The 15,150-nt window shown below is 67.1% G+C and carries 5 protein-coding genes; 3 read left to right on the plus strand and 2 right to left on the minus strand.

From position 1 onward, the window contains the following. Positions 1 to 10: 10 nt before the first annotated feature. Positions 11 to 2,047: a poly-beta-1,6 N-acetyl-D-glucosamine export porin PgaA gene (pgaA, locus tag POS15_RS03900; protein ID WP_284129029.1), complete on the minus strand. Its 2,037-nt coding sequence runs from the start codon at positions 2,045 to 2,047 to the stop codon at positions 11 to 13. A 346-nt stretch (positions 2,048 to 2,393) separates the two neighbouring features. Further along, positions 2,394 to 3,605 (minus strand): MFS transporter, encoded by a 1,212-nt coding sequence (locus POS15_RS03905; protein ID WP_284129030.1) that lies wholly within the window; start codon positions 3,603 to 3,605, stop codon positions 2,394 to 2,396. Positions 3,606 to 4,117: 512 nt separating this feature from the next. On the opposite strand from POS15_RS03905, the gene POS15_RS03910 reads away from it, so the two are divergent. Genes POS15_RS03910 through POS15_RS03920 form a run of 3 tightly spaced genes read left to right on the plus strand, consistent with a single transcriptional unit; the run spans position 4,118 to position 15,142 of the window. After that, complete coding sequence (locus POS15_RS03910) at positions 4,118 to 5,827, plus strand: ShlB/FhaC/HecB family hemolysin secretion/activation protein (protein WP_284129031.1); 1,710 nt, start codon at positions 4,118 to 4,120, stop codon at positions 5,825 to 5,827. Between the two features lie 55 nt (positions 5,828 to 5,882). Further along, entirely contained in the window at positions 5,883 to 14,738 is an 8,856-nt protein-coding gene (locus tag POS15_RS03915; RefSeq protein WP_284129032.1) for a hemagglutinin repeat-containing protein, read from the plus strand. After that, a complete protein-coding gene (locus POS15_RS03920; RefSeq protein ID WP_284129033.1) occupies positions 14,735 to 15,142 on the plus strand; it encodes a hypothetical protein in 408 nt (135 codons plus the stop codon). Before POS15_RS03915 ends, POS15_RS03920 begins: the two co-directional genes overlap by 4 nt. Positions 15,143 to 15,150: the final 8 nt, after the last annotated feature.

The following is a 15,150-nucleotide window of genomic DNA, read 5'->3' on the forward strand; positions in this document are numbered from 1 at the left end:
GTGCCGCATGTCATTCTCCCCACCGCAGGCCGGCATCCAGGCCGATGTGTCGTTCACGCTGCCCGTCATAGACCGGTCGCGACCAGCTGATGCCGTACTCGAAAATGCGCCCTTCGCCGAGCTGCCATTCGTGGCGGTACTCCGCCGAGGGCACGATCGCGCTGCCATAGCCCTGCTGCCAGTACTGGCCCACCGAGACCGTCAGGCGATGCCGGAAGTGGCGTTCGTAGTGGCGCCACAGCTGCTGGTCCACGCGCAGGCCGATTTCCACCGAGTGATCCTCGGACGGATTGAAGTAGGGCACGTCGTCGCGGCTGCCGCGGCTGGCGTACAGGCTGCCAAGGCCGTCCAGGAACACGGTGGGCCGCGTCATCAGGCGCTGCTCGATGGCGGTGCTGACGGTATCGCGGCGGTTGCCGTCGTCGTAACGGAACTGGCTGGCGCCCAGGCTCCAGTGGGTACGTTCATCGCGACGATAGTCCGCCGCCAGGGCGATGCTGTCGGCGGTGATGCCCGAGACACGTGCCTGCATCGAGGCATCCGGATCGTTGCGTGCGGCCGTGATGCCGGCATGCCATTGATCGCTGAACTGCCAGCCGAACCCGGCGCTGAGGCCGGTATCGCCGATGTGGTCATTGGCGCGGTTGACGAAGGCTTCGGCATCGGCGTGCCCGTAGCGATAGCGCGTGCCCACGCCGACCCGCAGCGGGTCGATGGTCTGGTCCTGGAAATCCACGCTGCGCCGGTCGGCGAAGGCGACCAGCCGCCAGCGGTCGTCCAGGACCGGCGACTGCACTTCCACGCCGTAACGGCCGTCGTCGTTGCCCAGCGGTGAGGCTCCGCCACCGCCGGAGCTGCGGCCGCCTTCGGCGTAGGCATGCCATTGCCAGCCGCGATGCGCACGCCAGCTGCGGTCCATGCGCTGCACGGAAGGCTGGTTGGGGTAGGCGGCAAGCAGGGTGTCGTGGAGGGGGCGCGCCAGGTCATCGCGCTGGATCTGCACGTAGGCGTCGTACTGGCCCAGCCGCGCCGGGACGTCACGCGGGTCCAGCGTGTTGGCCATGCTGTAGCGCTCCAGCGCCCGGCGTGGCCAGCCGCGCATCAGGTAGATGTTGCCCAGCGAAGACTGCGTGCCGGTGTTGCCCGGCCCGATCTCGACCATCTTCTCCAGGTCATGCTGGGCGGTGGGCAGATCGCCGCTGTAAGCGCGCACCATGGCCAGGTTGAGATCGGCCTCGTAGCGCGGCCAGTTTGCATACGGCGCTTTGGCACCGTTTGCCCAGCGCCAGGCCGGCTCATCGGCCTGCCACTTCTTCAGCAGGGCGATGGCAGTATCAGCCTGCTCGTCTTCCAGATAGGCGTAGGCCAGTTCCGACCGCGCCTGCGGCAGCGACGGATCGGCCTTGAGCGCCGCTTCCAGTACCGGGATCGCCTCGGCGGGATGCTGGGTGGCCATCAGCGAATCGCCAACGGCGGCCAGCAGGTAATTGGGAACGGGGTGCCCCTCGGCGAGCAGGCTGCGGTACTCATCGCGTACCTGTGCATGGCGGCCCAGCCGGTTGAGCAGGATCAGGCGGTCGTAGCGGATTCTCAGCGGGGCCTGCTGCACGGTGGTGCCGTCGCGCTCGAGGTACTGCTGCATCTGCACCAGGGCCGCATCGGCTTCATCCAGGCGGGTGTCCTCGCTGGGGCCGTAGGCCAGGCTCCAGCCCACGAGTTTGGCCAGGTAATTGCCTTCCAGCCGTTCTTTCTGGGCGGCATCGAACAGGTCCGGTCGTGCCAGGTACAGCTGCCAGGCGCGGTGCGCGTTGCCGATGTCGGACAGGGTCAGCACCTGCAGCCGATACAGCAGTTCGTCGTCGGGCGATTGCACCCGGGCCCGCTCGATCGCGGCCAGCGCATCCAGCCAACGGGCCTGGTCACGGTAGTGGCCGATCTCGGCCAACGCATCCGCCCGCGGGTCGGCGGCTGCCGGAGCCGGAGCGGAGAAAGCGAGTGCGGCGCATGCCAGGCCGACGCTGAGCGCCAGCGGCCGATGGTCGTACATGGAACCCCCCTTGGAGCGTCCTTTCAAAAGTGCGTAGCGTCAAAAGTGTGACGCACATCACATGCCAATCGTGCCTGACTGCGCAGTTGTTGCCAAATCGTGAAGACGCGGGTACGACCGATCAGCCCCCGGGTGGAACCCGGAGGGGAGAGGCAAGTCATTGAATTGCTACACGTTCAACCCATGTCGCCGGCATGGAAAGCGCACTCCATCGCGATGAAGCTGTTCAGCCGGCTGGCGGCGCCAGCGGCTCCGAACACTGCCCGGTGCAGCACACCGGGTCAGTTAGCGACACGCTACGTCAGCAGTTGCGCACAACGCGTGTAGATGGACGCGCCAGCGGCGCTTACCACTGGTCTTCGAGCTTCTGCGGTTTGCAGGCGACCCACGAGGCGCACAACAGCACCACCGCGCACAGCACCAGGAAAGCAAACGGCAGGTGCCAGCCGTTGCTGACGGCATGCAGCCAGCCGAACAGGAACGGGCCCAGGCAGCTGAAGGCATAGCCCACGCCCTGCATGAAGCCGGACAACGCGGCAGAGCCGGCGGGCGTGCGGGTACGGAGGTTGATCAGGGTCAGCGCCAGCGGGAAGGTGGACGGCCCGATGCCGAGCAGCACCGCCCACAGCCACGGGGCCTTCATCGGCGCGAACAACAGGCCGGCGAAGGCGATCAGGAACGCGCTGAAGCCGATCAGCACCAGCCCGAACGGGTTGCGCAGGCGCACGGCCAGGGCCGGCATGGTCAGCGACGGCAGCAGGCCGCAGGCCGCGAAGATGGCCACCATGACGCCGCCGAGGGCCGGCGTCGCACCGGCTTCGACCACGATCCGGGGCAGCCAGGTGAACATCGAGTACGTCATCAGCGAGGTCATGCCGAACATCAGCGTCATGCCCCAGGCCAGCGGGGTTTTCCAGACCTTGCCGTGCGGCGCGCTGGACGGATCGTTGGCCGCGCTGATCGTGTCCGGGTGCGGCCGTGCACGCGAGAGCATCAGCCACGGCAGCGCCGCGGCCAGCGACATCAGCGCCCAGATGCCGAGCGACACACGCCAGCCCGCCTGCTGCGCGACCGGGACCGCCAACAGGGCCGGCATCATCGTGCCAATCTGCAACACGGTGATGTAGAGCGTGCTCATGGTGCCCACGCGGTTGGCGAAGTAGCGCTTCACCAGCGGCGGTACCACCACGTTGCCGATGCCCATGCCGGCCAGCGCCACCACCGAGCCGAACAGCAGGCTGCCCACGCCGCCGGCCATCGACCGCAGCAGCAGCCCTACGGTGGCCAGGCTCATGGCCAGCAGGGCGGTCCGTTCCAGGCCCAGGCGACGCGCCACTGCCGGGGTGGTCACGCCGAACAGGGCGAACGCTGCGGTCGGCAGCATGCCAAGCACGCCGGTCATGGTGGTGCCGAAGCCGAAGGTCTGGCCGAGCACATCCAGCAGCGGGGTCAGCGAGGTGACCGCGGTGCGCAGGTTCAACGCGGCCAGCAGGATCGCGGCGAATGCAAGAAGGCGCCCGTGCAGCAGGGACTGGGACGGTGGGGTGGGGTGATTCATCAGCATGTTTCCTGACAGGTGGCGCACTGCGGCCATGCCGGCGCGCGGGTGCAACGGCAGAGACCGGCCAGTGGCCGGCAGCTGCGGGGTAGGGGACTGGGCCGCTGCCGTAAGCAGGGCCAGGACCGGGCATTGTACGGGTTCGATCCCGACAGGTCGCGCAGGGTGGGCGAGGTGATGCGGCGCCGACGCGACAGGCCCGGCCGCGGGCACGATGCCGCGCCGCGCGCAGTGCGAGGCGCTACGTGTGAAAACGCCTTCACAACAAGGGCCACGCGGTCCCCTTCCATGTGCGCTGCGTCAAAAAAATGACTATTTAGGAAAATCCCTACATGCGAGCGGGCAGTTTTCTTACGGGGTGGGTGGGGTTTTTGACGGTTCTCATGTCGCGAATAGCTCTTAAATTGGCGGGCCTCCATAGGGGCGGTCTATAGCGAACGATGGTTCGTGCCAGCCCACGTTCGAGATCCTGCATGCCAAACAACGCACTACCCACCCCGGCTCGCGCCGGTATGCACCGCGCTTCCCGGCGCACCCTGCTCCTGGCCCCGCTGGCCGCCGCCGTCGCATTGATCTGCACGCCGGTGCATGCCCAGCAGCTGCCCGCCCCCGATCAGGAGCTGCTTCGCCAGCAGGAGCGTGAACGCGCCCTGCGCGAGCAGCTTGAAACCCGGCCCGATGCACGTCTGCAGGACGCACCGGTGGCCGCACCGGAGCGGCTGCCCCAGGACGAAGCACCCTGCTTCGTGATCAACCGGATCACCCTGGAAGGCGAGCAGGCCGACCGTTTCCAGTGGGCGTTGCCCGCAGCCAACGTCAAAGGCGATCCGGCGCTCGGCCGCTGCCTGGGCACCACCGGCATCAACGTGGTGATGTCGCGGGTACAGAACGCGATCGTCGAGCGCGGCTACGTCACCACGCGCGTGTTGGCCCAGCCGCAGGACCTCACCACCGGCACGCTGGCACTGACCGTGGTGCCCGGCACGCTCCGCCAGATCCGTTTCGCAGAGGGCACCCATCGCGACGCCACCCTGTGGAACGCGATCCCGGCACGCAGTGGCGACCTGCTCAACCTGCGGGATATCGAACAGGGGCTGGAGAATTTCAAGCGCGTGCCGACCGCCGAGGCCGACATCCAGATCAGCCCGGCCGAAGGCGCCGACGCCGCACCTGGCCAGAGCGACCTGGTGGTGCAGTGGTCGCAGCAACGGCTGGTCCGCTTCAACCTCAGCCTGGACGATTCCGGCAGCAAGGCCACCGGCAAGACCCAGGCCGGTGCGACGATGTCGCTGGACCACGCGCTGCGCCAGAACGACCTGTTCTACGTCAACCTCAACCATGACGTGTTCAGCGGCGGCAAGCGCGGCACCAAGGGCTTCACCTTCCACTACTCCGTGCCCGTCGGCTACTGGCTGTTCGGCGCCACGCGCAGCGGCTACGAGTACGAGCAGACCGTGGCCGGCAACCAGCAGTCGTATCTCTACAGCGGCGAGAGCTACAACGCCGAAGTACGGGCCACGCGCCTGCTGTTCCGCAACGCGAGCAGCAAGACCAGCATGTATCTGCGTGCCTGGGAGCGCGACTCGCGCAACTTCATCGACGACACCGAAATCCTGGTCCAGCGCCGGCGCATGGGCGGCTGGGAGCTCGGCCTGAACCACCGTCACTTCATCGGCCAGGCCACGCTCGATGGCACTGTCGGCTTCCGCCGTGGCACCGGGGCCTTCGGCTCGATCGCAGCGCCCGAGGAGCTGTTCGGTGAAGCCACCTCGCACCCGAAGATCTACTTCGCCGACGCACAGCTCAGCCTCCCGTTCCAGCTCGGCCAGCAGCGCCTGCGCTACACCGGCAGCTGGCGAGCGCAATGGAACCGTGGCGGGCTGGTGCCGCAGGACCGCTTCGCGATCGGCGGCCGCTACACCGTGCGCGGCTTCGATGGCGAGATGTCGCTGATGGGCGAGCGCGGCTGGTTGATCCGCAACGATATCGGCCTGGCCCTGGGCGGCGGGCAGGAATTCTACGTCGGCGCCGATTACGGCCATGTCGGCGGCAGCGCCACGCAATGGCAGGTAGGCAACGACCTGGCGGGCAGCGTGATCGGCCTGCGTGGGTCGTATCGCGGCCTGTACTGGGACGGCTTCGTCGGCGCCCCGCTGAAGAAGCCCTCTGGTTTCCAGAACGCCTACACCGTCACCGGATTCACCCTGAGCTGGTCGTTCTGATTTCAGTGCGGGCGCGTTCGCGCCGCACCGACCGCACGCATACAAAGGAATTGTCATGAACAAGCATCTGTACCGCCTCGTGTTCAACCACGCCCTCATGCTCTGGCAGGTCGCCGCGGAGATCACCCCGCGCCCCGGCGGCGCCGGTACCGGGCAGGATGGCGATCGCACGGCGGCACTGCGCCCGATGGCGTTCGCGCTGTGGGTGATGATGGGCTGGGTAGGCGTAACCGGCCTGGCGGCGGCGCAGGTGGTCGCGGACCCGAATGCCCCCGGGAACCAGCGCCCGACCGTGCTGGAAACCGCCAACGGCACGCCGCAGATCAATATCCAGACGCCGAGTGCCGCCGGTGTTTCGCGCAATACCTACCAGCGCTTCGACGTTGACCAGCAGGGCGCCATCCTCAACAACTCACGCGGCAATACGCAGTCGCAGCTCGGTGGCTGGGTGCAGGGCAATCCCTGGTTGGCCGGCGGCACCGCACGGGTGATCCTCAACGAGGTCAATGGCGCCAACCCGAGCCAGCTGCGCGGCTATGTGGAAGTGGCCGGCGACCGCGCGCAGGTGGTGATCGCCAACCCGGCCGGCATCGATTGCGATGGCTGCGGCTTCATCAACGCCAACCGCATCACCTTGACCACCGGCACCCCGATGTTCAATGGCGGTGCGCTGGAGGGATACCGCGTGCAGGGCGGAGCGATCCACATCTTCGGTGCCGGCATGGATGCCAGCCGGGTCGACTACACCGATCTGATCGCACGCTCGGTGCAGCTCAATGCGGGCCTGTGGGCACAGCAGCTGCAGGTCACCACCGGCGCGAACACGGTGAGCGCCGATCTGGGCCGCGTGCAGGCGCAGGCCGCCGAAGGCAATGCGCCGCAGTACGCGCTCGATGTGGCCCAGCTGGGCGGCATGTACGCCAACAAGATCCTGCTGATGGGCACCGAGCACGGCGTGGGCGTGCGCAACGCGGGCAACCTCGGGGCGCAGACCGGCGAACTGGTCGTGACTGTCGATGGCCGGCTGGAAAACACCGGCAAACTGCAGGCGCGCGACGATACGCGTATCGCTGCCAGCGGCGGTGTGCGCAACGAAGGGCTGGTCAGTGCCGGGCGTGAACTGAACCTGCGCACCGGTCAGGATCTGGACAACACGGGTGGCCAGCTCAATGGTACCCGTCTGGATCTGGAGGCGGCGTCGCTGGTCAACCGCGGCGGCAGCATCGAACAGGCTGGCGTGCAGGCCCTGGCGGTGCAGAGCGGGCGCCTGCAGAACCGTGACAAGGGCAGCATCGGCGCACTGGCCCGGCAGGACGGTACGGCGCCGACCTCACCGGGCGATGGCGACGGCACGGGCAGCCCGGGCACGGGAACCGGCAACGGCAACGGTGGCACCGATGGCAGCACCCCGGGCTCGACACCGCCGGCCACCGCGCCGCTCGCACAGGGCCGCGTGGTGATTGCCGGCGTGCTCGACAACGATGCCGGCGCGGTCCTTGCCGGGGGTGATATCGATCTGCGCGCGGGCGATGTGGACAACGACGGCGGTCGCCTCGGGGTGCGCGACCTGGCCGTGGAGGGGGGCGGCCTGTCCAACCGGCAGGGCGAGCTGACCACGGGGCGCGACCTGCTTGTGCAGGGCCAGGCGCTGAACAACGACGCCGGCGTCATGAACGTCGGCGGCGCGCTTGATGCGCGCACCGCGCAGCTGTCCAACCGCAGCGGCACGATCGCCCACAGCGGCAGCGCACCTGCGCAGCTGCAGGTGGCGGGCACGTTCGACAACACCGGCGGCAGTCTCGCCAGCAACGCTGCCGCGCTGGCACTGACCAGCGCGGTGCTGGTGAACACCGATGGCAAGCTGATGCACGCCGGCAGCGACGGCCTGCAGCTCACCACCGGCATGCTGGACGGCCAGCGCGGCGAGATCGCCACGGCCGGCACACTTACCCTGCGCGCAGGGACGGTCGATCACCGCCAGGCGGAACTGCAGGCCGGCAGGCTCGATGTCCAGGTCGATACGCTCGACAACCGTGGCGGCCAGCTGCTGGCCACGGGCAGCGAGGGCAACCGTATCGGGGCGACGAGTGCACTGGACAACGACGGCGGCACGCTCGCCAGCAACGGCGATCTGGCCATCGATACCACCTTGCTGCGCAACGCGGGCGGCCAGGTGCAGCAGGCCGGCAGCGGCCGTTTGGATATCAACGCCACAACGCTGGCCGGGGCGGGCGGCAAACTGCTGAGCAATGGCGCGCTGCAGCTGCAGGGGCAGGCGATTGATGTCTCCGGTGGCATCACCTCGGCGGCGCGCATGGCGATCGATGCCGGGCAGCTGGACAACCGTCGTGGCGAACTGATCGCCACCGGCACCGACGCGCTGGCCCTGCGGGTGACCAACGCGCTGCTCAACGACAACGGCCAGATCATCGGCAACGGTGCGCTCGCCGTACAGGCCGGGAGCCTGGCCAACCGCGACGGCAAATTGCTGGCGGCAGGTGAGGCGGCCTCCACGCTGCAGGTGAGCGGCGCGATCGACAACCAGCGCGGGACGCTGGCCAGCGCCGGTGATCTGAGCCTTCGGGCCGGCCAGCTGGACAACCAGGCCGGCACGGTCCAGGCGGCCGGCGACCGTGCATTGCAGCTGGGCGTGGACGGCTTGCTCGACAATCGCCAGGGCGGCCTGGTTGCCTCCGGCGGTGCGCAGCAGCTGCGCGCCGGCAGCCTCGACAACCGCGGCGGCACCGTCAACGCGGGCGATACGCTGGACGTGGCGGTCGCCCACACCCTCGACAACAGCGCCGGCATCCTCGCCGCCGAGCAAACGCTGCAGGTGCAGGCCGGCCGCATCGTCAACCGTGACGCCGGCACGCTGGCCTCGGTCGAGGGGGATGTCACGCTCGACAGTGCAACCGATATCGACAACACCGCCGGTGTGATCCAGGCCGAACGTGCGCTCTCGGTCGCCAGCCAGGGACTGGCCAACGTGCGCGGCACCCTGGCCGGTGCATCCCTCGCACTGGACACCGGCCTGGGCAGCGTGGACAACAGCGAGGGCATCCTCGCCGCCACCGCCGGCACGCTGGATGTCCGCAGTGGTGCGCTGGAGAACCGCGCTGGCCTGCTGCAGTCCAGTGCGGCGATGCGCATCGATACCCACGGCCAGCGGCTGGGCAATACCGACGCGGGCGCGCGCGGTGGCATCGTCAGCGGTGCCGGGCTGACCCTGCGTGCCGGTGAGCTGGACAATCGTGCCGGCCTTGTCCAGGCGCAGACGGCGCTGGACGCGCGGCTGGCCACGCTGGACAACCGCAGCGGCGGGCAGGTGGGCAGCGGGGCCTCGTTGCTGCTGCAGGCGCAGCGCGTGGACAACAGCGGCGGCCGCCTGCAGGCGAGCGAGAATCTGACGCTGGATCTGAGCGGTGAGCTGGTCAACCAGGCCGGCCTGGCCGTGGCCAGTGGCGATCTGGTCGCCCATGCCGCGCGCATCGACAACCGCGCCACCGCTGGCGGCAGCACTGCACTTGGCCTGCAGGGTCGCAACGTGGATCTCGCCGCCGCGCAGATCGACAACAGCGCCGGCATGATCGCCGCCGACAAGCTCATCGCGCTGCAGGCCGGCGATGCACTGTTCAACCAGCAGGGGCTGGTGTCTTCGGCGGGCAGCCTGGACGTGCGCGCCGGCCAGGTCGGCAACGCCGATGGCACGCTGCTGTCGGCGGGCAACCAGACGCTGCATGCCAGCGCACTCAATGGCACCGGCCGGGTGCTGTCGCAGGGCGACCTGGTGCTGGCCCTGCAGCAGGATTACCGCAACGATGGCCAGATCACCGCCAATGGCAAGGCCACGGTCTCCACGCAGGGGCTGTGGACCAACGCGGGCAAGGTGCAGGCCGGCGATCTGGACCTGCACGCCGGCCAGATCGACAACCTGGCCACTGGCGAGATCAGCGGCATCCGCACCCAGGTGCGCGCCGATGGCGTGCTCGGCAACCGCGGGCTGATCGACGGCGTGGATACCCGCGTCGATGCCGATGTGATCCTCAACGTAGGCACCGGCCGCATCTACGGCGACCGCCTGTCGATCGGTGCCACCACCCTGGTCAACAGTGATGAAACGCTGGAGGGCGTCACCCGCGCAGCCACCATTGCTGCGCGTGAGCGCCTGGACATCGGCGCCGGCAACGTGGTCAACCGCGAGCAGGCGCTGATCTTCAGTGCCGGCGGTGGCGAGAGCGCACTCAACATCGGCGGTGCGCTGGATGCGCAGGGCCATGCAGTCGGTCGCGCCGGCTCGGTGCACAACGCCAGCGCGACCATCGAGTCGCTGGGTGGCTTGAGTATCGATGCCACGCGCCTGCTCAACAGCAACGAGCATTTCGCCACCTCTGAAGTGATGGTGGTGGGCCCGACCAAGAAGCTGTACATCCAGCCCAAGGGCACGCCCGGCATGCATGATGCCAGCGAGTTCACCTGGTCCAGCTGGAGCCGTGCCGGCAAGTACTGGTGGAAGAACGGCAACGGCGACGTCAAGGACTGGACCCAGTACGACGTCACCCACACCGAGTACGAAACCCAGGTCACCTCCAGCGCGCCGGGTCGCATCATTTCCGGCGGCAACATGACGCTGCGTGGCGATGAGCTGATCAACGACAAGAGCCAGATCCTGGCCGGCGGCGCGTTGCTGGGCGATCTCGGCAACCTCCGCAACATCGACGCATTCGGCGAGTACCGGGTGCACGAGGAAGGCACCAGCCAATACACCTACAGTCGCTGGCGCGGTGGTTTCAAGCGCTATCACGAGCGCAAGTGGGACCGGAAGATCGCCTATCGCCCGGCCGATGAAGTGCGCACCATCAATCTGGGCATGACCCGGACGGCCGAGCACACCCGCGATGGTGGCACCGGCTACCAGGTGGGCGGGGTCAGCACCGGTTCCGTCGGTGGGCAGGTCGGGGGCGCGGCCGATGCCGGTGCCGTGGGTGGGCAGCGCCAGGTGACGGAAGTCAGCGCCAGCGTGGCCTCGCTGGCCGGTCCCGACAGCACGGCGGGCACCGGTGCGCAGGGCGCGGCGGGCAACCAGCCGACCGTGATCCGCACCATCGGCGTGGAGGCCGAACTGCCGCAGAGCAGCCTGTTCCAGAGCGGGCCGAATGCCGGCCAATACCTGGTCGAAACCGATCCGCGTTTTGCCGATTACCGCAACTGGCTCGGTTCGGAGTACCTGCTGCAGAAGATGGGCGTGGACCCGGCCAACGTGCAGAAGCGGTTGGGCGATGGGTTCTACGAACAGAAGCTGGTCCGCGATCAGGTCGCCCAGCTCACCGGCCGCCGCTTCCTGGATGGCTATGCCGACGATGAAGCGCAATACCGCGCGCTGCTCGACAATGCGGCCACCATCGCCGACGCATGGGGCCTGCGCCCCGGCGTGGCGCTGACCCCGGCACAGATGGCCCAGCTCACCAGCGACATCGTCTGGCTGGTCGAGCAGCGCGTCACCCTGGCCGATGGCAGCACCACCACCGCACTGGTTCCGCAGGTGTATGTGCGCGTGCGCCCCGGCGATATCGACGGCACCGGCACGCTGCTGGCCGGCCGCTCGGTGGAGCTGAACCTGCGCGGCGATCTGGTCAACAGTGGCACCATCGCTGGCCGCACCGCGGTGAAGATCGACGCGCAGAACCTGCGCAACCTGGATGGCCGCATCAGCGGTGATGCGGTCAGCGCCAACGCGCGTACCGATCTGGACAACCTCGGCGGCCTGATCGATGCGCGCAGCGTGCTGGTCGCCAGTGCCGGCCGCGATCTCAACATGGTCACCACCACCCGCAGCGGTCAGAACACCGCGGGGTTGAGCGACTTCAGCCGGACCAACATCGACCGCGTGGCCGGGTTGTTCGTGAGTGAGGCTGGTGGCACGCTGCTGGCGAGCGCGGTGCGTGATGTTCGTCTTGACGGAGCCGAGATCGTCAACGCGGGCTCCGGTGGGCAAACGGTGATCGCCGCCGGCCGCGACCTGTCACTGGGCACCGTACGGGAGGCGCGGCAGGAGAACAACGTGCGCAATGCCGACAATTATCTGCGCAGCGGGTACAACCGTGGCGTTGGTACCAATGTCCGGACTGTCGGCGATGTCCAGCTGCAGGCAGGTCGGGACATGGAGTTGCAGGCAGCGACGGTCAACAGCGCCGAGGGTGCCCTGGTCGCGGTGGCGAGCGGCAACCTCAACATCGGGGTGTCCGAAGACAGTTACAACTGGAGCGAGGGTCGAAAGCACCGGCATAGCGGCCTGCTCAACACCACGACCCGCACCACCCGCGACAGCCTCGATGAAACCGTTGCTCAGGGCAGCACGGTTGGCGGGAACACAGTGGCCATCCAAGGACGCAACGTCACCGTCACCGGCAGCGATGTGATCTCCGATGTCGGCACCACGATTGCCGCCGACCAGGATCTGGTGATCCAGGCCGCTCGCGAATCGGCGACGGAAAGCCACTTCAAGAAGAAGGAGCAGAGTGGCCTGATCTACAACGGTGGCGCTGCGATCACGGCCGGCACGCAGATGCAGAGCGACGACAACAAGGCCACGCGCAACACCGCGGCGGGGTCGACCGTCGGCTCGCTCGCAGGCGATGTCGTGCTGCTGGCGGGCGGGGCGTATCGCCAGATTGGCAGTGACGTCCTCGCGCCGGAGGGCGATGTGGACATCCACGCGCGTGAGGTCGCGATTCTGGAGGGCCGCGAAACGCAGACGACGGCGCAGGAGAGCAAGTTCAGGCAGGCCGGTCTCACTGTTGCGGTCACTGCGCCGGTGATCACTGCACTGCAGACCGCCGGCAACATGGCAAGTGCGACCAGCAAGACCTCTGACTGGCGTAAGCAGGCGATGGGTGCTGCGACAGCAGCGGGTGCGGTGAAGGAAGGCGTCGATGCGGTCGGCGCGGATCCTGGCGCGGCTGGCGGGTTGAACATTTCCATCACCGTGGGGGCCAGCAAGAGCGACAGCCGGACGACAACGCAGAGCGACACGGCGGCAGCGTCATCGATCCGGGCCGGCGGCGACGTCCGTATCAGTGCCACGGGCGCTGGCAACGCGTCGGATATCACGATTCAGGGCAGTGACGTAACGGCAGACGGCAACATCCGCCTCAAGGCGGACGGAGACGTCGCGCTTCTTGCGTCCCGTGACGTGATCGAAATGGAGCGCAAGAGCAGCAGCGCCAGTGGCGGCGTAGGCGTGGCCATCGCTGTGGGCTCGGGCGGTGCCAGCGCCGGCATCACGGCCAATGCCAGTGCTTCGCGGGGCAGCGGCAAGGGCGAGGACGTCTACTGGAACACTACGCACCTGACTGCAGGAGAGTCGTTGGTCATCGAATCGGGCGGCGACACCACGCTGCGTGGCGCGGTAGTTTCAGGTGAGCAGGTGGCAATGAACGTCGGTGGCAACCTGGCGGTGGAGAGTCTGCAGGATACCCACAGCTTCCACAGCAAGGACAGAACCGTCGGGGGCAGCGTCACTTTTGGTGCGGGTTTCAGTGGCAGTGCCTACATGCTCAACCAGAAGAGCGACAGTGAATTTGCCAGTGTCACCGAGCAGTCGGCCATTCGTGCGGGTGACGGCGGCTTCCAGATCAATGTGGATGGGACGACACAGCTTGTCGGTGGTGCAATCAGCTCCAGCGATGCAGCAATTGATGCCGGCAGGAATCGACTTCAGACAGCTGCACTGGTTGTCAGCGACATAGAGAACGCTTCGAGCGCGAAGGCCAGTAGCGGCGGAATCGGCGTCACCGATGAAACCTTCTCCGGCTTGTACGGCGCCACCAAGACGATCATCGGCAACAAGCTGATCCATGGCGACGCCAGTGACGGCTCGCAGGGGACAACCCGTGCGGCGATCAGCGATGGCGCTGTATTGATCACGGATGATGAGCTCCAGCGCGCGCTGACTGGCAAGGGGGCAGAACAACAGGTGGCCGGGCTGAATCGCGACACGCTGAACGCCCATCAATCTGCCGCGCTGATCGATCTTGAACGTCTCGAGGAGCGTGCCGCTGCGGAGCACGCGATCACCGGCGAAGCCTTCCGCCAAGGCACTGCGTGGACGACGGATCTGGTGCATAAAGCAGCGACGGAGCAAAGTCGCATTGTCCTGCAGACCTGTGAAGCGGTCGGGACCAACTGCCGTCAGACCGAACTGGCGTTGGAGGATGTCCAGGCCATTGACGGCAAGCTGTACATCTTCAACAACGGCATTTTCAACGCTGAGCCCTACGCGCTTGCCACAGGTGCGAAGCAGAACACCAATGAAGCTAACGCGTCCGGGGTGTATTACATCCTGAACCCTTACACTGGCAACAAGGTGGCCGAAGGGCTGTATGCGATGTACGACAAAGCCAATGGCATCCTGGGCAGCCTTACGGGCGTCATGCTGCCTGTGACGGCCGCATCGCAGACCAACATTGCGCTGCTGAAGCGTGCCAGGGAGGAGGGATGGGAGTTCAATGCCGTCAATCACAGCCGCGGCAGCATGACCTTCACCAATGCGATGTTGCAGCTTCGAGGCGACGACCAGAAGATGTTCCCCATCGGCTACATCCTCTACAACGGGGCTGCAGCTAATGCACAGCAAGCACAGGGGTTGGTCGAGTTGATTGGTGACGCCAGGGGAGAGGTATGGCAGAACACCCATCCGACGGACATCGTCGGCAGCTGGCGCGTCATTCTTGGCGGAAACCCGGCGACTTCCGAGAAGAATCAGGGCAGCTTCCCGGGGTCGCACAGTGCCTACGTGGGTTACCTGCCCGCGGACGGTACGGAGCTGCGGTCCATCACGGACAAGGTGTGGGGCATCGGTAAAATCAATCAACCTGTCAGGCAGGTCCCCAAACATGAGGCTGAAAAACGATGATCAGGAAGTACACCTCGATGCTGGCGGCGGCCGCGCTTATCACCGTTGCCGGATGTGCCGCGGCACCTGCGGCGCCGGGCCGGGTGGCCAAAACGGACATTGGACCCGTTCCGGCGGGTTCCGTTCGCGTCATGCCCACCAAACAGCACTGGCGTAAGGCAGGTGCCAGCAAAGCCGACGCAGACCAGGCTCGGCAGCAATGCAGCCAGGAGATGCGGAACAATGAAGAGTACGCCGGGCTGCTGAAGGAGAGCTCGGTGATTACCAAGATCTGGCACGCTGATCGCACCGCTGCGCAGAAAAAGCGGCACAAGGAAATTGGCACGCGGCTGAGTCAGCTGAGTGACGCGTGCATGACCGGGAAAGGATTCGAGTTCGTGCCTGGTGGGTTCCCGGTGGACTGAGTGCGGTG

This window comes from Stenotrophomonas sp. BIO128-Bstrain, from assembly GCF_030128875.1.
Classification (GTDB): domain Bacteria; phylum Pseudomonadota; class Gammaproteobacteria; order Xanthomonadales; family Xanthomonadaceae; genus Stenotrophomonas; species Stenotrophomonas bentonitica_A.